Below are 23,453 nucleotides of genomic sequence, written 5' to 3' on the forward strand. Positions count from 1 at the left end.
GCGACTTGAGGAACCGCCCGCGGCCGCCTAGCTGCCGTGGTAGATCAGGTCGATCTGCGTGCCGTCCGGCTCGGTCTGGCGCAACTGTACGGGCATCCAGCCCAGCGAGGACGCCAGCCAGATCTCCACGCGCCGGCGGTCGCCGGCATGCCTGGACATGCGCACGAAGTGCTTGGCGCGGACGAAACCCTGGCCGGTATCGACGGCATCCTCTCCAACATACTGCACCTGCATTGGCTCGACGTCACGCGTGTCGGCCACCATAAAGCTCTCGGTGGCGCCTGGCTCGGTGTAGCGCTGCGGATTGCCGCGCGCCAGCCCTACCAGCTGGAGGAAGACGCTGAAGCGATCCTGCGCGCCGTCGGGCAGCGGGATCTGGCGGTTGCCCGGGATGAAGGTGATGGTGCCGGCGGCCGGATCGAACTGTGCCGCCTCCACGCGCTTTTTCCGGGTTTCTTCGTAGCGCTGCGGCGTCAGGCCCTGTGCACCGAGGGCGCCCGTGCTCTGGAAGGCGAAGCGGAACCACAGGATGTGCGTCTCGACTGCCAGCCGGTATTGGCTGCCGTCCTGCTGCCAGCTGATCAGGCCGTCCGGGTTGCGCACGCCGTTCACGTAGCTGGCGTAATGCAGCGTGACCGAGGGGGGCGGCGTGTAGCGGATGGATGGCTCCGCGCTCGGCGCCGCCGGGCCCGCTTCGCTGGCCGCCTCCGACGCGGCAGCCGGCGCGGCCGGACCGCTGCCGGTGGTGCCGCCGGCGCTGGCCATCTCGGTCTCGGCCGTGGGTGCTGTCGCCAGAGGTGGGGCCTCGGCGTGCTCGGGTTCGGGCGCCTTGTGCGGCACCGGCTGCGGTCGCGGCGCGGGCTTGGTGATGGGCTTAGTGACGGGCTTGCTGATGGGCTCGGCGGCCGGCAGGGGCTTGGGCGGCGGCAGCAGCACCACGGTTTCCAGGGCCGGCCGGTTCTCTGTTGGCAAGGGCACCAGCGGACCCGGCATGTGGACCAGGCCGAGCAGCACCAGCGCGTGCGCCACCAGCACCAGGGCGAGCGCCAGCGCCCAGCGCCGCCGGCTCCGGCGGCGGACGGAATCGTCAGGAGTGGCCGTCTTGCCCGGCCTGGGCTGTTGTGCCAAGGTAGCCAAGCTCCGAGGATAGCCGGCTGGCGATTTCGCGGACGCGGCGGTCGACCGCGCCACCCCAGTCGGCATCGAACACGCTCTGCGCGCCGAGCGCGACCAGGGCCATCGAGAGGTGGCCATTGGCGTCGAACACCGGCATGGAGAAGGCATTGATGCCCGGCAGCACGCCACCCCTGGTCAACGCCGCGCCACGCTCGCGCACTTCGGCGCAGATCGCCTCATAGGCGGCCATCGAGCGCGGCATGTCGGGGATATCGTCCTGTCCGCGCTCGGCCAATTCCCGTTCGACCAGCGGCAGCGTCTGTTGTTTCGGCAGGTAGGCCCCGTAGAGGCGGCCGGTGGCCGAGTTGAGCATGGGCATCACATCGCCCAGCCGCAGGCTGACCGTCACCGGATGGCTGGATTCCTCCCAGTGCACGATGGTCGGGCCGTGATTGCCCCATACCGCGATCCCCACGGTCAGGTCGGTCTCGTCACGCAGCTGCGACAGGATGGGCCGCGCCTTCTTGACCGGATCCAGCCGGTTCAGGCCGGCCAGCCCGAGTTGCAGCGCAAAGGGCCCGAGGTCATAGCGGCCGCTCACGGGATCCTGCGCCACCAGGCCCAGCCGCTGGAAGCTCACCAGGTAACGGTGCGCCTTGGCCGGATTCATCTCGGCGGCGGCGGCCAGGTCTCGCAGCATCATGGCGCGCGGCGACAAGGCCAGGACCTGCAACAGCTTGAACCCGACCTCGATGGACTGGATGCCGGAACGCAGCTTGGAGTCGTCGTCTTCGATTTCGCTCATGCGCACGAGGGTAGCAGATGGGAAGCCAGGGCCACCGCGATGCCAGCGCCGCGGTGTGCCTTCTACGTCAATTTACTATAGCGAAACCGATTTACCAATTTTTAAGCGGCCGGTAGACTTGGCCCCAAAGAACCGGCCCCCGGCAGCGCATTACGCCACCCGCGCGAGGCCGGCCAGCCATCCCCTGGAGACGATCCCATGACGCGCCCACGCCGCGCCCTGCCATTTCTGTCGCTACCCTCGCTGCTGTCACGTCCTTCCCGCTCGCCGTTCCGTCCGCAGTTTCGTCCGGAGTTCCGTCCACTACGCCGGCTCGCCGCCAAGGCCGCTCTTGCGCTGGGCGCTGCCGCGCTGGTGCTGCCCGGCACCGCCGGCGCCGCGGCGGACAACTGGCCGGCGCAGCCGATCCGCTGGGTCGTGCCCTACCCTGCGGGCGGCGGCACCGATGTGGTGGCGCGCACGCTCGGCCAGGCGATTGCGCCGGCCCTCGGCCAGCCGGTGGTCGTCGACAACCGGCCGGGCGCGGCGACCATCGTCGGCGCCGACGCGGTCGCCCACAGCAAGCCGGACGGCTATACGCTGCTGACCGCGGATACGGGCACGCTGGCGGCCAACCCCTCGCTGTACAAGAAGCTGCCGTACAACGCCGAGAAGGATTTCGTCCACGTCGGCATGGTGGCGCGCTTCCCGCTGGTGCTGGTGGCCGCGCCGGGCTTCCCGGCGCGCACGCTAAAGGAAGTGGTCGCCTACGCGCAGCAGCACCCCGGCAAGGTCAACTTCGCCTCGCCCGGCTCGGGCAGCCCCCACCACCTGGCCATGGAACTGTTCATGGACCAGACCCATACGAAGATGACGCACGTCCCCTACAAGGGGGCTGCGCCGGCCGTGCAGGACCTGCTCGCCGGCCAGGTCGACCTGATGTTCGTCGACCTGGCCTCCGGGCAGCAGAACGTGATGGCCGGCAAGCTGCGCCCGCTCGCGGCGGCCACGCCGCGGCGCCTGTCCATGCTGCCCAATGTGCCGACCGTCGGCGAAAGCGGCGTGCCCGCCCTGGCGGACTTCCAGGCCTACGCCTGGCAAGGCGTGGTGGTGCCGGCCGGCACGCCGCGGCCGGTGGTGGCGCGGCTGAACGCCGAGCTGGTCAAGGCCTTGAAGACGCCCGAGGTGCAGAAGCGCTTCGAGGGCATCGGCGTGGAGCCGGTGTCGAGCACGCCCGAGGAGTTCGCCAAGTACGCGCACGCCGAAGCCGAGCGCTGGGGCAAGCTGATCAAGGCCAAGGGCATCACAGTAGACTAACGGGCTTGCGCACGCGCCGGGAAGGTAGTCCCGGCGCCGGCCCGCGTTCCGCACATTCCGCACATTGCACCCCTCTCACTCATGAAACTCGCTACCCTCAAGGACGGTTCGCGCGACGGCCAGCTCGCCGTCGTCTCGCGCGACCTGAAGACCGCCCACTACGCCACCGACATCGCCAACCGCCTGCAGACCGTGCTGGACGACTGGCAGTTCTACGCGCCGCAGCTGCAGGACCTGTACGACGCGCTCAACAGCGGCCGCGCGCGCCACCCCTTCCCCTTTGAACCGGCCAACTGCATGGCCCCGCTGCCGCGCGCCTACCAGTGGGCCGACGGCTCGGCCTACGTCAACCATGTGGAGCTGGTACGGAAGGCCCGCGGCGCCGAGATGCCGCCTGAATTCTGGACCGACCCGCTGATGTACCAGGGCGGCTCGGACGACTTCCTCGGCGCCGAGGACGACATCGTCTGCCCGAGCGAAGCCTGGGGCATCGACTTCGAGGCCGAGGTCGCCGTCATCACCGGCGACGTGCGCATGGGCGCCACGCCGGAGCAGGCCGCCGAGTCCATCCGACTGGTGATGCTGGCCAACGATGTGTCGCTGCGCAACCTGATCCCGGCGGAGCTGGGCAAGGGTTTCGGCTTCTTCCAGAGCAAGCCCGCCACCGCCTTCTCGCCGGTGGCGGTGACGCCGGACGAACTGGGCGAAGCCTGGCGCGAGCGCAAGGTGCACCGGCCGATGTCGGTCTGGTGGAACAGCAAGAAGGTGGGGGCGCCCGACTGTGGCACCGACATGGTGTTCGACTTCGGCCAGCTCATCGCCCATATCTGCAAGACGCGCAATGTGCGCGCCGGCAGCATCGTCGGCTCCGGCACGATCTCCAACGTCGACCGCAGCAAGGGCTACTGCTGCATCGCCGAGAAGCGCATGCTGGAGACCATCGACGGCGGCAAGCCGGTCACCGAGTTCATGAAGTTCGACGACGCGGTCAAGATCGAGATGCTGGACGCACAGGGCCGCTCGATCTTCGGCGCGATCGACCAGGTGGTGGCGCGCGGCTGACCTGCCCGTGCCGGCGGGGCGAGACACGCCGGTGCGGGATTGCATATAATTTACCGACCGATCGGTCGATTAATCCCGCGATGGCAGTGGGATGGCGGCCGCCGTGTTCCGGGCGCCGCCCGGCCCATCCACGCTTAGCACGCTTAGCGCAAGCATGACTACAGGCTCGTTCACATGACCGCCTCCGCCCCGCAAACCCCCGACACCCTGTCGCCCCGCTACGACCGCTACCAGGCGCTGACGCTGCGCCGGCACGGCCCCATCCTCGAGATCGTGATGGGCGCCGCGCAGTCGGCCAACCGCAAGCTCGCCACCGCCGACGCGAACATGCACCGGGAACTGGCGGAGATCTGGCGGGACGTATCCGCCGACCCGGACATCCGCGTCGCGCTGATCCGCGGCGAGGGCAAGGGCTTCTCCGCCGGCGGCGACCTGTCCCTGGTCGAGGACATGGCCAACGATTTCGAGACGCGCAGCCGCGTCTGGCACGAGGCGCGCGACCTCGTCTACAACGTGATCAACTGCGACAAGCCGGTGGTCTCGGCCATGCACGGCCCCGCAGTCGGTGCCGGCCTGGTGGCCGGACTGCTGGCCGACATCTCGATCGCGAGCAAGACCGCGCGCATCGTCGACGGCCATACCCGCCTGGGCGTGGCGGCCGGCGACCATGCGGCCATCGTGTGGCCCCTGCTGTGCGGAATGGCCAAGGCCAAGTACTATCTGATGCTGTGCGAGTCGGTCAGCGGCGAGGAGGCCGAGCGGATCGGGCTGGTCTCGCTGGCGGTGGACGAATCGGAACTGGTCGAGCGCGCCTTCGACGTGGCGCGCCGGCTGGCGGCCGGGTCGCAGAGTGCGATCCGCTGGACCAAATATGCGCTGAACAACTGGCTGCGCATGGCCGGTCCGGCCTTCGACACCTCGCTGGCGCTGGAATTCATGGGCTTTGCCGGCCCCGACGTGCACGAAGGCATGGCGAGCCTGCGCGAGAAGCGGCCGCCGAGCTTCAAATAGGCGGTACACGACAAACCCAGGATGGCTGCAGCCCGGCACGGGCTGCCCACCGCAAGGAGGCAAGCGCATGTTCGGACAGATTCCCGATTTCACCAACGGCTTCGAGTTCCTGCGCAAGCTGTGGGGCAATGCCAGCGGCATGCCCGGCGGCCTGATGCCCGGCCTGCAGGCGATGACGCCACCGATGGACCTCGACGAGCTCGACAAGCGCATCCATGACCTGAAGGCCGTGGAAAGCTGGCTGCAGCTCAACGGCAACCTGCTGCGCACCACCATCCAGGGCCTGGAGGTGCAGCGCGCCACGCTGGTGGCGCTGCAGACCTTCGGCAACGCCCTGTCACCCGAGGCCATGCAGAACGCCATGGAAAACGTGGCGCGTGCGGCCAACGCTCCCAGCGCGGTGCCGCCGCATCACAGCGCGCAACCCGAGACGGAAGCGCCGCGCCATCAAGCCGCGCCCGAGGCCGGCGAAGACAGCAGCGGCAACGGCGCGGCCCAGGGCGAGGCTCCGCCTCCCAATGCCGGCATCTGGTGGGACATGCTGCAGCGGCAGTTCAGCCAGATCGCCAGTAGCGCGGCGGCCGCCAGCCTGGCGCCCTTCGGCAACCTGGCCGGCTTCGGCGCGATGCCGGGCGGCAGCCCGGACAGCGGTGCGGGCAACGAGGCCGCCGGGGCTGCCGGGGCCACCGAGGCCGCGCGTCCCACCGCCAAGCCGGCGCCCGGCGCCAAGTCGGCGGCCGGCGCCACGGCCGCCAAGCGCAAGCCGGCGGCCAAGCGCGCCCCCGCCAAGAAGGCCGCGGCCAAGCCGGGCACCGGTGACAAGGCCGGAGGCAAAGGCTGACCCGCATGGCGAACATCGGCCGCAGCGGCCAGCCACGGACCACGGCGGTCGTGATGATGGGCGGCGGCGCCCGCGCCGCCTACCAGGCCGGGGTGCTACGCGGCTTGGCGCAGATTGCCAGGCGGCACGGACTCGGCCACGTCCGCATCCCCTTCGACGTCATCTGCGGCACCTCCGCGGGTGCCATCAACGGCGCCGGCCTGGCCATCCATGCCGGCGACTTCCCGGCCGCCGCCGAGCGGCTCGCCGCGCTGTGGCATGGCATCCACGCCGATGACGTCTACCGCACCGATGTGCTGCGCGTGGGCGTCTCGGGCATGCGCTGGCTGTCGGCGCTGGCGCTGGGCTGGGCGGTGCAGCGCGCGCCGCGCGCCTTGTTCGACAATGCCCCGCTGGGCAGCATGCTGGGCGAGCTGTTCGACGACGAGCGGGTCCAGGCCAGCCTGGACGCGGGCCACCTGCAGGCGTTCGCCGTGACCGCGCTGTCCTACACCACGGGGCGCCACGTCACGTTCTACCAGTCGCACCGGCGCATCCATCCTTGGCGGCGCAGCCAGCGCATGGCGGTCGAGGCGCGCATCGGCGTGGACCACCTGCTGGCGTCTTCCTCGATTCCCTTCCTGTTCCCAGCCATGCCGCTGGAGCTGGAGGGGCACCACGAATGGTTCGGCGACGGCACGATGCGGCAGATGTCGCCGCTGTCACCCGCCATCCACCTGGGTGCCTCGCGCATCCTCGCCATCGGCGCCGCTTCGCGGCAGCGCCCCGGCTGGTTCGACACCGTGCCCGCCGGCGGCTACCCTTCGCTCGCCCAGGTCGGCGGACAGGCGCTGGCCAGCATCTTCCTGGACGGCCTGTCGGCCGACCTGGAGCGGCTGCAGCACATCAACAGCCTGCTCGCGCGCATGCCCGAGATCGCCAACGACAGCGAGGGCTGGCGGCCGGTGGAAGTGATGACCATATCGCCGAGCGAGCCGATCGAGGCCATTGCCGTCGACCATGTGCAGCGGCTGCCGCGCACGGTGCGTGCGCTGCTGACGCCGCTGGGCGGTACCGAGGCGCGCGGCGCCGCCTTCGCCAGCTACCTGCTGTTTGAACCCGAGTTCACCCAGGCCCTGCTGGCCCTGGGCGAACGCGACGCCGCGGCCCAGGCGGACGAACTGGCCGCCTTCCTGTACGGCGTGATCCCGACGCCGCGCCAGCCCGTGCCGGAGCTGGACCGGGAGCCGCCCGCTCCCGCCCTGGCCTGAGTCTCCGGAATCGCGGGGGCACCGGGCGCCGCTCGGCTGTCTCTATTTCCGCGAAAATTCGCAAAAAACCGTAAACCCGTTTGCATTCGTCTCCTTTCCACCTAAAAAAGGAATAGAGAATAATTCGCATCTGGTAGAATCTGCCCGTAATTTCAAAGGCTTAACATGCTCTACCCCGAACTGTTCAAATCGCTGGAATCGGTGCGTTGGCACATGGACAAGGATATCCCCTGGGATACCTTTGACGCCGGCCTGCTGACCGACGACCAGGCCAAGACCATCCGCATGAACGCTATCACCGAATGGTCCGCACTCCCGGCCACCGAGATGTTCCTGCGCGACAACCGGCACGATTCCGACTTTTCGGCATTCATGAGCATCTGGTTTTTCGAAGAGCAGAAGCACTCGCTGGTGCTGATGGAATACCTGCGCCGCTTCCGCCCTGACCTGGTACCGACCGAGGAAGAGCTGCACGCCGTGCGCTTCGAGTTCGACCCGGCCCCGCCGCTGGAAACGCTGATGCTGCATTTCTGCGGCGAGATCCGGCTGAACCACTGGTACCGCCGCGCGGCCGAATGGCACACCGAGCCGGTCATCAAGCATATCTACCGCACGCTGTCGCAGGACGAGGCACGCCATGGCGGCGCCTACCTGCGCTACATGAAGAAGTACCTGGCGCAATTCGGCGACAGCGCACGCTCGGCCTTCGCCAAGATCGGCGTGCTGATGGCCTCGGCCCGCCGCACCGAGAAGCCGCTGCACCCGACCAACCTGCACGTCAACAAGTCGCTGTTCCCGCACGACACCATCCAGTCGCGCCTGCCTGACCCCGACTGGCTGGAGCACTGGCTGGACGAGCAGATCCGCTTCGACGAAGGCTGGGAGAAGAAGGTGATCGAGCGCATCCTGCACAATATGTCGCTTCTGATGGAGCGCACCTTCGAGACCGTGCAGGACCTGAACCGCTACCGCAAGGAACTGAACGCGCGCCTGCAGGCCGCGGGCGGCGCCCAGCCCGCGCAGGCCTGAGGCCGGCCCCGACCGACAAGCCCGACAAGCCCCATCCCGGCGATGGGGCTTTGTTTTTGTTTTGCGCCGGATCGCCTGCCTGGCCCGGCGCGAACACCCTCCTCGATTTCCCCATTCCCCCGCCATGACCGCACCCAGCTTCGAATCCAAGCTTGTTCCCGCTGACGACCCGCAGGCGCTGGCCGCGTGCGTGGCCGCGCTGCCGCGTCCGCTGGTGTTCACCAACGGCGTCTTCGACATCCTGCACCGCGGCCACGTCACCTACCTGGCGCAGGCAAGGGAACTGGGCGCCAGCCTGGTGGTGGGGGTCAACAGCGACGCCTCGGTGCGCATGCTGGGCAAGGGCGATGAGCGGCCGCTCAACCACGAATCGGATCGCATGGCGCTGCTGGCGGCGCTGGCCTCGGTCGACCTGGTGGCGATGTTCCGCGAGCGCACGCCGGTGGAGCTGATCCGCCTGGTGCGGCCCGACATCTACGTCAAGGGCGGCGACTACGACATCGACACGCTGGAGGAAACCCGGCTGGTGCGCAGCTGGGGCGGCCACGCGGTCGCCATCCCCTTCCTGCACGACCGCTCGACCACCAAGCTGGTGGCCAAGGTCAGGCAAGCGCAGTAAGCGCAAGAAGCGCAGTAAGCCAGGCCGGCGCGGGCCGCCGGCACTGGCGCCTGCGCTCAGGCGCAGGACTGCAGTTCGGTGGCGCCGAAGCGGCGCCTGGCCTCGTCCAGCCGGCCCCGCTGCGCCGCATCGACATCGCGCAGGCGTAGCCATTGCCGCGTCAGCTGGCGCGGGGCATCGCTCAGCACGGCGGTGCGCACGCCGTGGCCGCGCAGCTCATCCAGGTAGCGCTCGGCGCGCTCGCGCTCACGGAACAGTCCCAACGAAACAGTGAAGGTCTCCGGCGAGCCCGCCGCCACCACCGACACGTCGGTGATATTGCGGCGCTGCAGCTCCCCCAGTTTGCGCTGCACCTGGTCGCGGCTCGGCTGCGCCGGCAGGTGGATCCACCAGCGCACCAGTTCCTGCCGTTCGAAGTGCTCGATGTGCCCGGCCCCAGCCAAGGCCAGCGTCAGTTCGCGCGCGGCATCCGCGCTCAGCCCGCCGATCTCCACGCATTGGCCCTGAGCGGGCGCTGCGGCGAGGGTCCCGCCGATGGTGCTGGGTGCCGCAGTGCCTGGTGCCAGTTGCGCCGCAGGCGCGGATGCCGGACCCGGCGCCGGGGCGGCCGCGGGTGCCGACGCCCCCGCCGGATTCGCTGCGTCGGCCGGCATGAATCGCTCCGTGCGCACCTGCTGGCCGAGGCGCTGCGGCTCGCGCGGGCTCTCCATCCAGCCCGCCAGCGGATCGGCCCCGAAGGCGCCCAGCACGGTCGCCAGCAAGAGCGCATTGAGCAAGAGCAGCAGGATCAGCAGCGTGAGCAGGCCTCGAGAGGGCATGGCGCGAGCGGAATGAGGTTGAGAATGGGCACCGGACCGGCGCGCCCAGCGCGGCGCTCGCCGGCCAGGCGCGCAAGGTGCGCTAGGCGGCCTGTTCCGACATCGTGTGCAGGCCGAGCAACACGAGATTATCGTGCATCTCGAAGGGCATCGACAGCGCGCGCGCGAGCACGTGGCGCGCACCGCCGGACAACAGGCAGCGCGTGGGGCCGCGCGCTTCCAGCGCCCGCCAGGTACGCTCGACCGCCCCGGCCTGCGCGGCCAGGCAACCGGCGGCGATGGCATCGTGCGTGTTGTCCGCCCAGGGCAAGGCCGCGGCCGCATCATCCACGCCCAAGGCCGGCAATTGCGCGGTATTGCGTGCCAGCGAGGAGAGCATGAGTTCCAGCCCGGGCAGGATCAGGCCGCCCTCGAAGCGCCCGCGCACGGACTGCTGTCGGCCGGCCCCGTCGCCTCCTTCATCGCCGCCCCCATCGCCGCCCGCCTCGCCGACCACATCCAGCGTGGTCGCCGTGCCTGCGGTCACGATCAGCAGCGTGCCTTGCGGCTGCCAGCGGCGCGCGCCGATGCTGCCGACCCAGCGGTCGACGCCAAGCCGCGATGGCTCGCGATAGCCGTTGACCATGCCGCCATGGCTGGCTTCGGCGCGTACCCAGCGCACCGTGACGCCGGCGCCGAAGGCGGCTTCGACCACGGCGTCCACTTCGCCGGCGAGAACCGGCCCCGCCACATTGCTGGCCCATACCTCGGGCACCGGGCCCGCGCCGGCCAGGCCACGCCAGCATGCGGCCAGTTCGGCCAGCGCCGCGGCCTCGCCGTGCGCCACCGCGCCGTCCTCGCGCCAAGGTGTGGGCAGCGCGCCGGCACCGGCATCGCTCCAGGCCCATTTGAGCCGGGTGTTGCCGACGTCGATCAGCAGGCGTGGCGCGCAGCCATCGGCGGCGCGGCGCGCAGCAGGACGCGAGGCGCTCATACCGGCGCGCCTCCCTCGGCGGGGCGCAGCGACAGTTCGCCGCTATTGATGCGCTCCAGGCCGGCCGGCGTTGCCAGCAACAACTGGCCATCCTCATCAACGCCGCGCGCGATGCCTTCGACCAGCACGCGACCGTCGTGAAGCAAGCGCACCGGCTGATCGCGATAGGCATCGCGGGCCGACCAGCGCGGTGCCATCGGCGCGAAGCCGTGCGCCACGAATTCGTCGCGCATCCGCGCCAGCCGGCTCAGGATGGCGGCCAGCAGGCGGGTGGGATCGCGCGCCGGGTCGAAGCCGCCCATGCGTTCGCTGACACCGGACAGCGTGCGGCCCAGCGCCGCCTCCATCTGCGCATCGCGCACCAGGTTCAGGCCGATGCCGATCACGGCCCACAGCCGCTGGGCGCCGGCCGGCACCGATTCGATCAGGATGCCCGCCAGCTTGCGGCCATCGATCTGCAGGTCGTTGGGCCACTTCAGGCCCAGCGACGCGCCCAGCCGCGCATCGCAGTCGGCCAGGGCCTCGGCCAGGGCCAGGCCCACGGCCAGGCTGAGCCCGCTCAGTTGCGCGGGCGCCAGCGGCAAGGGCAGGGCCACGGAAAAGGTCAGGCCGGCCTGCCCCTGCCATGGCCGTCCCTGGCGTCCGCGCCCACTGGTCTGCCGGTAGGCCAGGCGCACGGCGGCGGCCTGCGACCACGCGGCCTGGCGGCAGGCCTGGGTCAGGTCGGCGTTGGTCGAGCCGGTCTCCTCGACCAGCTCGACGGCCCAGTCGCGTGCCGGGCCGCCATCGAGCGCGGCGCGCAACGCAGCGGCATCGATGCGCCAGTTGGCAAGGCCGGGCGGCAGACCCGCTGATGCGGCGGTGGGGGGCGGGGCGGAGGGCGGCAGGCTGGCGGCGGTCATGGGACGGGCAGGCGAACAAGCAAGCAGGCAAGCGGGAAAATGGCCGACGCGGCACGAACGGGCGCCGTGCGGGCGAAGGCGGCAGCGGCTGCGCCCGGCACGCAGGCGCAATCCAGCCCGCATTGTAGCCGCGCCGACCTGCGGCAGCCTGGCCGCCGGCATGGATTAGAATCGGGGCTGTCCCATCACATGACGCACGCTTTGGACAGCCTGATCACGCCTGCCATCCACCTCACGCGACAGGACGGCACCGCCAACGTGGAATTGCGCGGCGACTGGACCGCGCTTGCGCTGGCCGAGTGCGGCAGCGCCGGGGAGCTGCGGGAGGAAATGCGCAGGCTCGCCGGCGCCGACGGACCCGGCGGCGCCACCCGCTGGTCGCTGACCGCCATCGGCCGCCTGGATCACATCGGCGCGCAGCTGATGTGGCAGGCCTGGGAGGGCAAGCTGCCACTCGGCATCGACCTCAGCGCGGAGCAGCGGCGCGTGTTCGGCCGCATCATGTCGCTGCGCCCGGAGGGCTGGAAGAAGCATGTGGTAGAACGCTTCAACCCGGTCACGCTGCTCGGCGGCTCCACGCTGTCGATGTTCGCGCAACTGGTCAACGGCGTCACCATGGTCGGCCAGCTCACCTTCGACCTGCTGCGTTTCGCCCGCGCGCCGCACCTCGGGCCCTGGCGCGAGATCTCGGCCAATATCTACAGCGTCGGCTACAAGGCGCTGGGCATCACGGCGCTGGTGGGCTTCCTGATCGGCATCGTGCTGTCCTACCTGTCGGCCAACCAGCTGCGGACCTTCGGCGCCAGCCTCTTCATCGTCAACATCCTCGGCATGGCGGTGATCCGCGAACTGGGGCCGGTGCTGGCCGCCATCCTCATCGCCGGCCGCTCGGGCTCGGCCATCACCGCGCAGATCGGCGTGATGCGCGTCACCGAGGAACTCGACGCCATGCGCGTGATGGGTATCTCGCACGGCTTCCGCCTGATCATGCCGCGCGTGCTGGCGCTGGCGGTGTCCATGCCGCTGCTGGTGGCCTGGACCGACATGATGGCGCTGGCAGGCGGCATGCTGGCCGCGCATGCGCAGCTGGGCATCAGCTCCGCCTTCTTCCTGCGTGCGCTGCCCGATGCCGTGCCGGTGGCCAACCTGTGGTTCGGCCTGGGCAAGGGCGTGGTGTTCGGCGTGCTGATCGCGCTCACGGCCTGCCACTTCGGCCTGCGCATCAAGCCCAACACGACCAGCCTGGGCATCGGCACCACGGCCTCGGTGGTCACCTCGATCACGGTGGTGATCCTCGCGGACGCCATCCTCGCCATCGTGTTCAAGGACGTCGGCTTATGAGTTCCCCCACCGACTCCCCCGCTCACGCCACCCAAGCCGCCCAGGCGCAGGTGGAGAATGCCGGCAGCGCAGGCAGCGCCGGCAACCCGCCTGCGATGCCCGCGGCACGCCAGACCGTCGTCGAAGTGCGCAACCTGGTCAAGCGCTACGGCGACCACGTGGTGCACGACGGCCTCGACCTGGAGGTGTACCGCGGCGAGCTGCTCTCCATCGTGGGCGGCTCCGGCACCGGCAAGACGGTGCTGCTGCGCCAGATCGTCGGCCTGGAGCGCCCGACCTCGGGCATCATCCGGGTCTTCGGCGAAGACGTGATGAGGCTGCCGCCGGCCCGCATGCAGGCCCTGCGCAACCGCTGGGGACTGCAGTTCCAGCGCGGCGCGCTGTTCTCGGCGCTGTCGGTCATCGACAACATCGCATTGCCGCTGCGTGAACTCCGCACCCTGCCCGACAATCTGATCTGTCAGTCGGCACTGCTCAAGCTGCAGTTGGTCGGCCTGTCGGCGCGCGATGCGGACAAGATGCCGGCCGACTTGTCGGGCGGCATGATCAAGCGCGTGGCGCTGGCGCGCGCGCTGGCGCTCGAACCGGAACTGGTGTTCCTGGACGAGCCCACGGCCGGCCTCGATCCGATGGGGTCCGACGACTACGTGGCGCTGATCCGGGAGCTGCGCGAAGAACTTGGGCTGACAGTGGTGATGGTCACGCATGACCTCGACACCCTGGTGGCCCTGTCGGATCGCGTGGCCGTGCTGGCCGACCGCAAGGTGCTGGCCGCGCGCCCGATCCGCGAACTGCTGCAAATCGATCACCCGTTCATCCACGAGTACTTCCTCGGCGAACGGGCGCGGCGCGCGCTCACGGCACTGCCCCCGGAGCGCGCGCCATCTGGAGAAGCATGATGGAAAACAAGTCGAATGCCTTCCTGGCCGGCGTGTTCACACTCAGCCTGGCTGTGCTGGTGGTATTCGCCATATTCTGGTTCAGCAGCGACCACACCGTGCGCGTGCCGTACGACCTGGTCACGCGCTCTACAGTCAATGGCCTCGGGCCCCAGGCCGACGTCAAGTATCGCGGCCTGGACGTGGGCAAGGTGGTGTCGATCAAGTTCGACCCCGAAGTACCCGGCCAGATCATCGTGCGCATCAGCGTCGACCACAGCACACCGATCACGCGAAGCACCTATGCCACGCTGGGCCTGCAGGGCGTCACCGGCATCGCTTATGTGCAGCTCGACGACGCGGTGGCGCGCAACGGTGCGGGCGCGCCTTCGGAAAAGCTGCCAACCTCGGCCAAGTCGGTCGCGCGCATCCCGATGCGCCCAGGCTTCTTCGAGGAATTGGAGAAGCGCGGCGACTCGCTGCTGAGCCAGCTCGAATCGGTGATGGGCTCGATCGACGGCATGTTCCAGGCCGACAACCGCCGTGAGCTGATGGACACCATCCGCTCGGTGCACGCCGCAGCCGAGGACTACTCGCGCCTGGCCAAGACCATGCAGCCTGCCGCGCAGGACCTGCCGCAGATCGCCGAGAACCTGAACGCCACACTGGTGGCCTCGCGCCGGCTGGCCGAGCAGTTGGCCAGCCCCAACGGGCAGCTGCTGCGCACGGTCGACAAGGTCGGGCATGATGTGCAGGCGGTCAGCGAATCGCTGCAGAGCGCAGCGGGCGACGTTTCGCAGAACACCCTGCCGCAGATCGGCGGCCTGACACGCGACGCGCGCCAGGCCGTGCGCAGCATCGACCGGGCCGCGACGCAGTTCAACGACAGCCCCCGCAGCGTGCTGTTCGGCGCGCCGCCGCCGGCCCCCGGTCCGGGCGAGCCGGGCTTCCAGGCGCCTTGATCCGCCACTGCCCGCCAATGAACCGCCGATGCGCGCCACCGCAACCGAACCGAGGCCAGATATGATGCGCACCCTCCTCTCCCCCGCCCGCCTGGCCGCCGCGGCCACCGGTATTGCCGCGCTGGCCCTGCTGGGTGGCTGCGCGCTGTCACCCAGCGCCCCCGTCACCACCTACGATCTCGGCGCCCCGGCCGGCGCGCCAGCACAGCAGGCCGCAGCAGAGGCCACCCAGGCCACCCAGGCCGCCCAGCCGGCCCGCCAGTTGCCGCCGCTGCGCGTGACCCCCACCGAAGCCCCCACCTGGCTGGACAGCAATGACATCTACTATCGGCTGCGCTACGCCCAGGCCGAGCGCCTGCAGCCGTACGCGACCCAGCGCTGGGTGATGTCGCCGCCGCGCCTGTTCGACGAGCACCTGCGCGAAGCGGTCGCGGCGCACGGCACGGTCGCCTGGCAGGGCAACACCGCCGCACCCGCGCTGCACGTGGACCTGATCACCTTCGAACAGGTCTTCGACAGCGCAGAATCGAGCCATGGCCTGATCCGCGCGCGCGCCACCGTCTACCGCAGCAGCATGATCGGCCAGAAGACCTTCGTGGTGGAACAGCCGGCGGCCACGCCGGATGGCGCCGGCGGCGTCAAGGCGCTGGCATCGGCTTCCGATGCGCTGGTCGCGGCCATACTCGACTGGGTCGCGACGCTGCCACTGAATTGAGGATGCGGTGATGCATGACGCTGTGCCACCCCCCGCGAGCGGCCAAGACAACCTACGCAAGCACTCCCCGCTGGCCCGCGTCGGCCTGCTGTGCTTCACGCTGCTGGTGATCTACGCCAGCCTCTACCCGTTCAGCGGCTGGACCAACAACGGCATCGCACCCTGGGCCTACCTCACGGCGCCCAAGCCGCGCTACATCACCGGCTTCGACCTGATAACCAATGTGATCGGCTACGGCCCCTTCGGCGCGCTGGTGGTGCTGGCGCTCTACCCGCGCGTGCGCGGCGTGCTGGCCGTGCTGGCGGCGCTGGCCGCCGGGGCGCTGCTGTCATCGGTGATGGAGGGGCTGCAGACGTGGCTGCCCACCCGCATCGCTTCCAATATCGACCTCGCCACCAACACAGCGGGCGCGCTGCTGGGCGGCGCACTCACCGCGCCTTTCTGTGCCGCGCTGATCGACCGCGGCAGCCTGCGCCGGCTGCGCCTGGCCTGGTTCGAATCGTATGCCAGCTTCGCCATCATCCTGATCCTGCTGTGGCCCTTCGCCCAGATCTTCCCGCAGGAGCACCTGTTCGGCATGGGTGCCATCGTGCGCGAGTGGTTGACCGATCCGGACTCCTGGCCGATGCAGGTGCTGCAGTCGCTGGTACCCGCGCTGGCCGACTGGCAGGCCGATATCGGACTGGGCCCCGACGACATGCAGAACCGCCAGTTACTCGAGGCGACGGTGACCGGCTTGAGCTGGGTCGGCACCGGCCTGTTCGCGTCGGTGGCGATGCGCCGCCAGGCACCGATGCTGCGCATCCTGATTGCATTGCTGGCGGGAGCGCTGCTGATCAAGGCCGCCGCGGCCGAGCTGCAGTTCCCCGGCGACAGCGCCTTCAACTGGCTTTCCGAAGGCGGCCGCTTCGCACTGCTGACCGGTTCGCTCGTGCTGGCGCTGCTGCTGCAGCTGCCGCGCTGGCTGCGCGGGCTGCTGGCCTTGCTCGCGCTCATCGCGCTGGTGCTGCTGACCAATCTGCTGCCGCCCAACCCCTACGCGTGGATCTCGGAACAGGGCTGGCGCATGGGCCGCTTCATCCATTTCAACAGCCTGGCCCAGTGGCTGGGCTGGATCTGGCCTTTCCTCGCGGCCAGCTACCTGGTCTGGCGCTTCGAGCAGTTCAACCTGGACCGGCTCGCGCTGCGGCGCGCCAGGCGCCAGGCGCGCCGCAAGGCCCGGGCGGTGGCGGATTCGGTGGCGGATTCGGCGGCGAATTCGGCGACGGATCCGGCGGCGGGTCCGCATGACGCGCCGCCGCCTGCGGCTCAGTGAGTCTGCCCGCCCTGTTCGCGCACATCGACCTCGGTCGCCAGCGCAGTCTGCACCGCGCGGCGCAGGCCGGCGACCAGGGTCTCCAGCGCCAGGCTGGGCTGGCCCGGATGCCGCGCCGCCTGCTCGGGCAGGTAGGGAATGTGGATGAAGCCACCCCGCGCACTCTCTCCGCGCGTGGCGAGCAGATGCATGAGGCCGAAGAAGATATGGTTGCAGACGAAGGTGCCGGCGGTCTGCGACACCGAGGCCGGCACGCCGGCCGCGCGCAGGTCACGCACCATGGCCTTGATCGGCAGCGTGGCGAAGTAGGCGGCCGGCGCCCCCGCCACGATGGGCTCGTCAATGGGCTGGGCGCCGGCATTGTCGGCGATGCGCGCATCGTCGACATTGATCGCCACACGCTCCACGGACATCTCGGCACGGCCGCCGGCCTGCCCTACCGCGATCACCAGCACGGGATCGAGCGCATCGAGTGTGGCCGCCATGGCCTCGATGGCGGCGCCGAACACACAGGGCATCTGGCGCGCCACGATGACGGCGTCGCCGTGGCGCTCGCCGTCTAGCGCGCGCACGGCCTCCCACGACGGATTGATCGCTTCCCCCTCGAAGGGCTCGAAGCCGGTCAGCAGAACGGTGCGCATGGTTTGACCTCGCTGGGTGTCAGGGCGGCCTGGCCGCATCACATCATGAAATAGAGCAGGGCAATATTGGCCGCCAGGACCGCCAGCGCGGTCGGCACCTGCGCGCGGATCACGGCGTTCTTGTCCTCCAGTTCCAGCAGCGCGGCGGGCACGATGTTGAAGTTGGCCGCCATCGGCGTCATCAGCGTGCCGCAGTAGCCGGAGAACATGCCGATGGCCGCCATCACCGCCGGATTGCCGTTGAAGGTGCCGACCAGGATGGGCACGCCGATGCCGCCGGTCATCACCGGGAAGGCCGCGAAGCCGTTGCCCATGATCACCGTGAACAGCGCCATGCCGATGCAGTAGACGGCCACTGCCACCAGCTTGTAGTCCATGTTGATATAGGCCGTGGTCAGGTGGGCGACCGCCTTGCCCACGCCCGCATCGGCGAACACCAGGCCCAGCATGGCCAGCATCTGCGGCAGCACCAGCGCCCAGCCCAGCGACTCGGTCAGCCGGCGCGACTCGCGCACGCCCTGCACCACGTTGTCACGCGTCAGCCAGCACACCACGGCCAGCGAGATCAGGCAGCCGATGCCGAGCGAGACGAAGGTGACGTTCTTCGGATCCAGCAAGGGCAGGCCGGCGATCTTGACGTCCTTGAACAGCAGGGTGCCGATCACGGTCACCAGCGGAATCAGCAGCGCCGGGACGAACAGCTTGTTGCCCAGGCGCTTGGCGCTGGCGCGCCGCTCTTCTTCGGGCAGCGTCTCGTGCTTGCCCAGGCCCACGCCGCCGAAGCCGGCGATCAGCGCCATCAGCACCGCGCCGGCGCCGACCAGCGCCGGCGGCAGCTTGTCGCCGACCAGGAAAATGATGGCGTACAGCAGCCAGAACAGGCCGGTGGTGAAGCGGCGCGGGTGCCCGCGGTCGGCGAAGGTCAGCAGCGCGGTGATGGCCAGCACCAGGCCGGCCAGCCAGTAGAGGTAGTCGATGGAAATGATCATGATGGCTTACTCCCCGCTCTTGGCCGCACCGTTGGTGACGCCGGCGGCGGCGCGCTGGCCGCCAAGTTCACGCTCCAGCCAGCTGTCCAGCCGCCTGAGCCGCACGGAATGGATCAGGAAGGCGCAGATCGCGGTCGGGATGCCCCACACGGCGATGTGCAGCGGCTCCACGTCGATGTTCGACGACAGCAGGAAGGTGTGCATCAGCGCGATGGCGCCGAAGGCGACGAAGATGTCCTCGCCGAAGAACAGGCCGACGTTGTCGGTGGCCGCGCAGAAGGCCAGCACGCGCTGGCGGATCGGCTCGGGCAGGTGGCCGAAGCGGTTCTCCGCGGCGCCCTCCGCCATCGGCGCGAGCAGCGGGCGCACCATCTGCGGATGGCCGCCCAGGCTGGTCAGGCCCACGGCCGCGGTCAGCTCACGCACGCCCAGGTAGACGATCAGCAGCCGGCCCACCGTGGCCGAGGCGATGCGGGAGATCCAGGCCTGCGCATGCTCGCGCAGGCCGTGCCGCTCGAGCAGCCCGATCACCGCCAGCGGCAGCAGGATGATCAGCGGCAGGTTGCGTGCCTTGACGAAGGCCGTGCCGATCGCGCTGAAGATCTGCATGACCGGCAGCGACGCCGCCAGGCCCGTGACGATCGCGGCGATCGCCACGACCATCATCGGATTGAAGCGCAGGACGAAGCCCAGAATGATGACGCCGACCCCGAGCAGGGGCCAGAGATTGACTGCGTGTTCCATATGAGACACCAGTGAGAGGAGGATGAAGCGTGCGCGTCAGGCGCTCGGCGTACGGCGGGAGCCGGCAACGAGACGCGCCATGGAGGGGAGTCCGGCAGCGGAGATGGAGGCGCGCGATGCGCCCCGACTTCAGGCGCCGGCGCGGACCACGATGCCTTCTTCGCCGAGCCGTTCCCGGATGCGGCGCGCGAAGGCAAGCGCGTGCGCGCCGTCGCCGTGCAGGCACACGGTGTCGGCGCGGATCGGTACCCAGCTGCCGTCGATGGCGCGCACGCGCTGCTCGCGCACCATCGTCAGTGTCTGGTCCAGGGCAACGGCCTCGTCCTCGTGCAGCGCACCGGGGGTGCCGCGCTTGACCAGCGAACCGTCAGGGTTGTAGCCGCGATCGGCGAAGACTTCCTCCTTCACGCGCAGGCCGGCCTCGCGCGCGGCCTTGACCATCACGCTGCCGGCCAGGCCGAAGAAGACGAGGTCGGAATCGAAGTCGCGCACGGCGCGCACGATCGCATCGGCCAGCGCCGGATCGCGCGCGGCCTGGTTGTAGAGGGCGCCGTGCGGCTTCACGTGGGTGAGTTGGCCGCCCTGCGCGCGCACGATCGCGGCGAGCGCGCCGATCTGGTACAGCACGTCGGCATAGACCAGCTCGGGCGCGCGCTGCATCTCAGTGCGGCCGAAGTTCTCGCGGTCCGGGAAGCTGGGATGGGCGCCGATGGCCACGCCGCGCTCGATGGCCCAGCGCACCGTCTGCAGCATGGTGGCGGCATCGCCCGCGTGCCAGCCGCAGGCCACGTTGGCCGAGCTGATCAGTGCCAGCAGCGCCTCGTCGTTGTCGCATCCCTCGCCCAGGTCGGCATTCAGATCGATCTGCATTGTCTTGCTCCTTGATTCCTCGTTGAGCGCGCCGCTCATGCCACGGTGCGCGTGTGCGCGCGGCGGCGCGCGGCGATGTCCATGCCGTCGTCCAGCCAGCGCAGCGACTGTTCGACCTGCTGCAAATACCGCTCCAGCTCCGCCTGCGCGGCGGCGGCCTCCTCCAGCGAGGCCTGCACGAAGCGCACCGGCGCGCCCAGCGGCACCTGCGCCAGGCGCCACAGGTCCGCACCGATCACCACGCCGATCTTGGGGTAGCCGCCGGTGGTCTGCGCGTCGGCCATCAGCACGATGGGCTGGCCGGCGGGCGGCACCTGCACCACGCCGGGCAGCACGCCGTGCGAGAGCAGGTCCGCGCTGCGGTCGGCGGCGCGCGCCAGTGCCGGGCCCTGCAGGCGCATGCCCTGCCGATTGCTGTTGGGCGTGACCGCCCACTCCGCCTGCCACAGCGCGGCACGCGAAGCCTCGTCGAAATCCTCGTACTCGGGGCCGGGCAGCATGCGGATGGGCCAGGCGCGCCCCAACCTGGGCCGCGGCAAGGCCCAGGCCGGCGCGGCCACGCCGCGTCCGGCGGCGGACGCCGTCAAACCCGGGCGGGCGGCGGCAAGGCGGTCCCCCTCGCGCAGCGCGCGGCCGGCGAAGCCGCCGAAGCCGGCCTTCAGGTCGGTACTGCGCGAGCCCATCACGGCCGGCACATCGATGCCGCCCGCCACGCACAGGTAGCTGCGCGTGCCGCCCTGCGCGGCCGGCAAGGTCAGGGTGGCGCCGCTGCGCACGTCGAAGGCATGCCAGGACCAGACCGGCTCGTCGTCGAGGCGGGCGCCGCACTCGGCACCGGCCAGCGCCACGCGCATATCGGCATGGAAGCGCAGCGCAGCGCGTCCCAGCGTGAACTCGATGGCGGCCGCGCCGGGCGCATTGCCCGCCAGCAGGTTGCCGGTGAGCAGGGCCATGCGGTCGAGAGCGCCCGCCAGGCCTACGCCGGCATGGCGGAAGCCGGTGCGTCCCAGGTCCTGGACGGAGGCGAGTGCGCCGGGGCGGACGATCTCGATCACGTGACCACCTCCTCGGCGACGAAGCGCACGGTATCGCCGGGCGCGAGCAGGGTCGGCGGATCGCGGTCGGCCGCGAAAAGCGCGCTGTCGGTGCGGCCGATCAGCTGCCAGCCGCCGGGCGCGCTGGCCGGGTAGATGCCGGTCTGCTCGCCGCCGATGCCGACCGAGCCGGCCGGCACCGCCAGGCGCGGCTCGCTCCGGCGCGGCGTGGCCAGCGCGGGGTCGAGGCCGCCCATGTAGGCGAAGCCGGGCTGGAAGCCGAGGAAATAGACCACGTACTCGCCGGCGGCGTGGCGGCGCACCACCTCTTGCGGCGCCAGCCCGGTGTGTGCGGCCACGTCGGCCAGGTCGGGACCGTGCTCGCCGCCGTAGCGCACCGGGATCTCCACCAGCTTGCCGCTCGCCTCACGCGATTCGCCGGAAGCCCAGGCCAGCATCAGCTCGCGCTCCAGTGCCGCCGGGTCGGCGGCGCCGTCGAACACCAGCATCAGGTTGTTCATGCCCGGAACCACATCCACCACGCCACGCCAGTCGGCTGCCCGCCGGGCCATGGCCCAGATGCGGCGCTGGACCGCGAGGGAGGCCGGCGGCGGCACGCTGCACAGCAGCGCCTGCTCGGCCAGGCGGTGGACGGAACATCGGATCATGGGCTGGGTGCTTCGGGGGAGAGCCTGCCTGCAGTGTAGGCGGGGGCACAGCGCCCGTCAGGCGCGGTGCCGGCGCCGGCGACGGATGCAGGCACAGCAAATCACATCAATTACGTTGGCGATTTATCGATAAATTAATCATAACGAAATGATGTCGTGCTGACGCTAGGGATTGACCCTAGCCCTGGCCGTGGCGTGTTCGTGCCAATCGCGGCCCGTGCCCGCCGGTGGTGCGGCACGGCTGGCATCCCGATTCGGCCTGATGCGCGGCACGGCGGGCACGGACGTGCATCACGCATCACAAGCGCGATCGGCGCCCGGGATCCCCGGCATGCCGCCTGGCGGACGCCGTCAGGCGGCGGACCCGGCGCGAACAAGAAACGCGGTGGAAAGAGTCGAGCGTTGCGTCAACGCAACGGATGGAACGCGCAGGCGCGGCGTTGCCCGCCGCGACGGGGCGGGAGAAAGACAGCAGGAAGGGGAAAGGATGGCTGCCCCGGCGCGCCTCGGGCGCGCCGGGACGGAGCGCGGCGGATCAGGCGAAACCGGCCTGGTGCGCCTGCTGGTCGGCGTGGTAGGAACTGCGCACCATGGCGCCCACGGCGGCATGGGTGAAGCCCATCTTGTAGGCCTCTTCCTCGAACATCTTGAAGGTGTCGGGGTGGACGTAGCGCAGCACCGGCAGGTGGTGGTTGGACGGCGCCAGGTACTGGCCGATGGTCAGCATGTCGACATCGTGCGCGCGCATGTCGCGCATCACTTCGAGGATTTCCTCGTCGGTCTCGCCCAGGCCCACCATCAGGCCGGACTTGGTCGCCACGTCGGGGCAGCGCTGCTTGAATGCCTGCAGCAGCTGCAGCGAGTGCGCGTAGTCGGCGCCCGGACGGGCCTGCTTGTACAGGCGGGGCACCGTCTCCAGGTTGTGGTTCATCACGTCGGGCGGGCAGGCCTGCAGGATGTCCAGCGCCTTGTCCAGGCGGCCGCGGAAGTCAGGCACCAGCACCTCGATGCGGGTGACCGGCGACAGCTCGCGGGTCTGGCCGATACAGTCGGCGAAATGCTGGGCGCCGCCGTCGCGCAGGTCGTCGCGATCCACGCTGGTGATCACCACGTAGTTCAGCTTGAGCTGGGCGATGGTCCGTGCCAGGTTGCCCGGCTCAGCGGTATCGAGCGGGTCGGGGCGGCCGTGGCCCACATCGCAGAAGGGGCAGCGGCGCGTGCACTTGTCGCCCATGATCATGAAGGTGGCCGTGCCCTTGCCGAAGCACTCGCCGATGTTCGGGCAGCTCGCCTCCTCGCACACCGTCACCAGCTTGTTGGCGCGCAGGATGTCCTTGATCTCATAGAAGCGGGAATTGCCCGTGGCCGCCTTGACGCGGATCCAGTCGGGCTTCTTCAGCTTCTCCGCCGGCACGATCTTGATGGGGATGCGGGCGGTCTTGTCTGCCGACTTCTGCTTGCGAGTGGCGTCGTATTGGGGCTGGGCCTCGGCCTCGCCTTGCGGGGCCTGGCTGGAAGGGGCGCTCATGGCGTCGCTCATGATGTTCTCCGCACGCGCTCGGCGTGCCAGTTCT

24 protein-coding genes are annotated in these 23,453 nt (G+C 69.9%); 12 read left to right on the forward strand and 12 right to left on the reverse strand.

Going from position 1 to position 23,453, the window contains the following annotated elements:
* Positions 1 to 27: 27 nt before the first annotated feature.
* The gene (locus tag AC1Z3O_RS17335; protein WP_483516939.1) at positions 28 to 1,128 is read right to left on the reverse strand and encodes a DUF3108 domain-containing protein; all 1,101 of its coding nucleotides are present in this window, start codon (positions 1,126 to 1,128) and stop codon (positions 28 to 30) included.
* Complete coding sequence (locus tag AC1Z3O_RS17340) at positions 1,088 to 1,921, reverse strand: IclR family transcriptional regulator (protein ID WP_483516940.1); 834 nt, start codon at positions 1,919 to 1,921, stop codon at positions 1,088 to 1,090. Before AC1Z3O_RS17340 ends, AC1Z3O_RS17335 begins: the two co-directional genes overlap by 41 nt.
* A 198-nt stretch (positions 1,922 to 2,119) precedes the next feature.
* Here AC1Z3O_RS17340 and AC1Z3O_RS17345 point away from each other — a divergent pair, with 198 nt between their 5' ends.
* The 7 genes from AC1Z3O_RS17345 to rfaE2 all read left to right on the forward strand — a co-directional run bounded on the left by AC1Z3O_RS17345 (position 2,120) and on the right by rfaE2 (position 9,029).
* A complete protein-coding gene (locus tag AC1Z3O_RS17345; protein ID WP_483516941.1) occupies positions 2,120 to 3,217 on the forward strand; it encodes a Bug family tripartite tricarboxylate transporter substrate binding protein in 1,098 nt (365 codons plus the stop codon).
* An 81-nt stretch (positions 3,218 to 3,298) separates the two neighbouring features.
* Positions 3,299 to 4,279 carry a fumarylacetoacetate hydrolase family protein gene (locus AC1Z3O_RS17350; protein ID WP_483516942.1) on the forward strand — a complete coding sequence of 327 codons (981 nt, stop codon included), beginning with the start codon at positions 3,299 to 3,301 and terminating at the stop codon, positions 4,277 to 4,279.
* A gap of 174 nt (positions 4,280 to 4,453) precedes the next feature.
* Positions 4,454 to 5,290, forward strand: coding sequence for an enoyl-CoA hydratase/isomerase family protein (locus AC1Z3O_RS17355; RefSeq protein WP_483516943.1), 837 nt, complete (start codon positions 4,454 to 4,456; stop codon positions 5,288 to 5,290).
* 67 nt (positions 5,291 to 5,357) lie between these two features.
* A complete protein-coding gene (locus AC1Z3O_RS17360) occupies positions 5,358 to 6,131 on the forward strand; it encodes a PhaM family polyhydroxyalkanoate granule multifunctional regulatory protein (protein ID WP_483516944.1) in 774 nt (257 codons plus the stop codon).
* A 5-nt stretch (positions 6,132 to 6,136) separates the two neighbouring features.
* The gene (locus tag AC1Z3O_RS17365) at positions 6,137 to 7,381 is read left to right on the forward strand and encodes a patatin-like phospholipase family protein (RefSeq protein ID WP_483516945.1); all 1,245 of its coding nucleotides are present in this window, start codon (positions 6,137 to 6,139) and stop codon (positions 7,379 to 7,381) included.
* Positions 7,382 to 7,546: 165 nt separating this feature from the next.
* Positions 7,547 to 8,410 (forward strand): ferritin family protein, encoded by an 864-nt coding sequence (locus AC1Z3O_RS17370; protein ID WP_483516946.1) that lies wholly within the window; start codon positions 7,547 to 7,549, stop codon positions 8,408 to 8,410.
* A gap of 124 nt (positions 8,411 to 8,534) precedes the next feature.
* Positions 8,535 to 9,029, forward strand: a complete 495-nt coding sequence (rfaE2, locus tag AC1Z3O_RS17375) for a D-glycero-beta-D-manno-heptose 1-phosphate adenylyltransferase (RefSeq protein WP_483516947.1) — start codon at positions 8,535 to 8,537, stop codon at positions 9,027 to 9,029.
* 56 nt (positions 9,030 to 9,085) lie between these two features.
* Here the strand turns inward: rfaE2 and AC1Z3O_RS17380 are convergent, their stop codons facing one another.
* The 3 genes from AC1Z3O_RS17380 to AC1Z3O_RS17390 form a co-directional block, all read right to left on the reverse strand.
* Entirely contained in the window at positions 9,086 to 9,847 is a 762-nt protein-coding gene (locus AC1Z3O_RS17380) for an SPOR domain-containing protein (RefSeq protein ID WP_483516948.1), read from the reverse strand.
* An 82-nt stretch (positions 9,848 to 9,929) separates the two neighbouring features.
* Positions 9,930 to 10,820 carry a type III pantothenate kinase gene (locus AC1Z3O_RS17385; RefSeq protein ID WP_483516949.1) on the reverse strand — a complete coding sequence of 297 codons (891 nt, stop codon included), beginning with the start codon at positions 10,818 to 10,820 and terminating at the stop codon, positions 9,930 to 9,932.
* A complete protein-coding gene (locus AC1Z3O_RS17390) occupies positions 10,817 to 11,722 on the reverse strand; it encodes a biotin--[acetyl-CoA-carboxylase] ligase (protein WP_483516950.1) in 906 nt (301 codons plus the stop codon). The genes AC1Z3O_RS17385 and AC1Z3O_RS17390 overlap by 4 nt, the downstream gene beginning before the upstream one ends.
* Before the next feature lie 189 nt (positions 11,723 to 11,911).
* Between AC1Z3O_RS17390 and AC1Z3O_RS17395 the strand changes: the two genes are divergently transcribed.
* The 5 genes from AC1Z3O_RS17395 (at position 11,912) to AC1Z3O_RS17415 (ending at position 16,933) form a co-directional block, all read left to right on the forward strand.
* Positions 11,912 to 13,063, forward strand: a complete 1,152-nt coding sequence (locus AC1Z3O_RS17395; RefSeq protein WP_483516951.1) for an MlaE family ABC transporter permease — start codon at positions 11,912 to 11,914, stop codon at positions 13,061 to 13,063.
* 95 nt (positions 13,064 to 13,158) lie between these two features.
* Positions 13,159 to 13,962 (forward strand): ABC transporter ATP-binding protein, encoded by an 804-nt coding sequence (locus AC1Z3O_RS17400; RefSeq protein WP_483517643.1) that lies wholly within the window; start codon positions 13,159 to 13,161, stop codon positions 13,960 to 13,962.
* Positions 13,959 to 14,903 carry an MlaD family protein gene (locus AC1Z3O_RS17405; protein ID WP_483516952.1) on the forward strand — a complete coding sequence of 315 codons (945 nt, stop codon included), beginning with the start codon at positions 13,959 to 13,961 and terminating at the stop codon, positions 14,901 to 14,903. The genes AC1Z3O_RS17400 and AC1Z3O_RS17405 overlap by 4 nt, the downstream gene beginning before the upstream one ends.
* A gap of 61 nt (positions 14,904 to 14,964) precedes the next feature.
* Entirely contained in the window at positions 14,965 to 15,618 is a 654-nt protein-coding gene (locus AC1Z3O_RS17410) for an ABC-type transport auxiliary lipoprotein family protein (RefSeq protein ID WP_483516953.1), read from the forward strand.
* Between the two features lie 10 nt (positions 15,619 to 15,628).
* Positions 15,629 to 16,933, forward strand: a complete 1,305-nt coding sequence (locus tag AC1Z3O_RS17415; RefSeq protein WP_483516954.1) for a VanZ family protein — start codon at positions 15,629 to 15,631, stop codon at positions 16,931 to 16,933.
* Here the strand turns inward: AC1Z3O_RS17415 and pcp are convergent.
* The 7 genes from pcp to lipA form a co-directional block, all read right to left on the reverse strand.
* The gene (gene pcp / locus AC1Z3O_RS17420) at positions 16,927 to 17,574 is read right to left on the reverse strand and encodes a pyroglutamyl-peptidase I (RefSeq protein WP_483516955.1); all 648 of its coding nucleotides are present in this window, start codon (positions 17,572 to 17,574) and stop codon (positions 16,927 to 16,929) included. The genes AC1Z3O_RS17415 and pcp overlap by 7 nt on opposite strands.
* Positions 17,575 to 17,612: 38 nt before the next feature.
* On the reverse strand, positions 17,613 to 18,563 hold the full coding sequence (locus AC1Z3O_RS17425; protein WP_483516956.1) for a DUF979 domain-containing protein: 951 nt from the start codon (positions 18,561 to 18,563) through the stop codon (positions 17,613 to 17,615).
* A 6-nt stretch (positions 18,564 to 18,569) separates the two neighbouring features.
* Complete coding sequence (locus tag AC1Z3O_RS17430; protein WP_483516957.1) at positions 18,570 to 19,307, reverse strand: DUF969 domain-containing protein; 738 nt, start codon at positions 19,305 to 19,307, stop codon at positions 18,570 to 18,572.
* Positions 19,308 to 19,436: 129 nt separating this feature from the next.
* Positions 19,437 to 20,177, reverse strand: a complete 741-nt coding sequence (pxpA, locus tag AC1Z3O_RS17435; RefSeq protein WP_483516958.1) for a 5-oxoprolinase subunit PxpA — start codon at positions 20,175 to 20,177, stop codon at positions 19,437 to 19,439.
* A 35-nt stretch (positions 20,178 to 20,212) separates the two neighbouring features.
* Positions 20,213 to 21,232, reverse strand: a complete 1,020-nt coding sequence (locus AC1Z3O_RS17440; RefSeq protein ID WP_483516959.1) for a 5-oxoprolinase subunit C family protein — start codon at positions 21,230 to 21,232, stop codon at positions 20,213 to 20,215.
* On the reverse strand, positions 21,229 to 21,876 hold the full coding sequence (gene pxpB / locus AC1Z3O_RS17445; RefSeq protein WP_483517644.1) for a 5-oxoprolinase subunit PxpB: 648 nt from the start codon (positions 21,874 to 21,876) through the stop codon (positions 21,229 to 21,231). Before pxpB ends, AC1Z3O_RS17440 begins: the two co-directional genes overlap by 4 nt.
* A gap of 538 nt (positions 21,877 to 22,414) precedes the next feature.
* The gene (gene lipA / locus AC1Z3O_RS17450; RefSeq protein ID WP_483516960.1) at positions 22,415 to 23,419 is read right to left on the reverse strand and encodes a lipoyl synthase; all 1,005 of its coding nucleotides are present in this window, start codon (positions 23,417 to 23,419) and stop codon (positions 22,415 to 22,417) included.
* Positions 23,420 to 23,453 lie beyond the last annotated feature (34 nt).

The sequence above is a fragment of the Cupriavidus sp. 09_S30 genome (genome assembly GCF_056930435.1).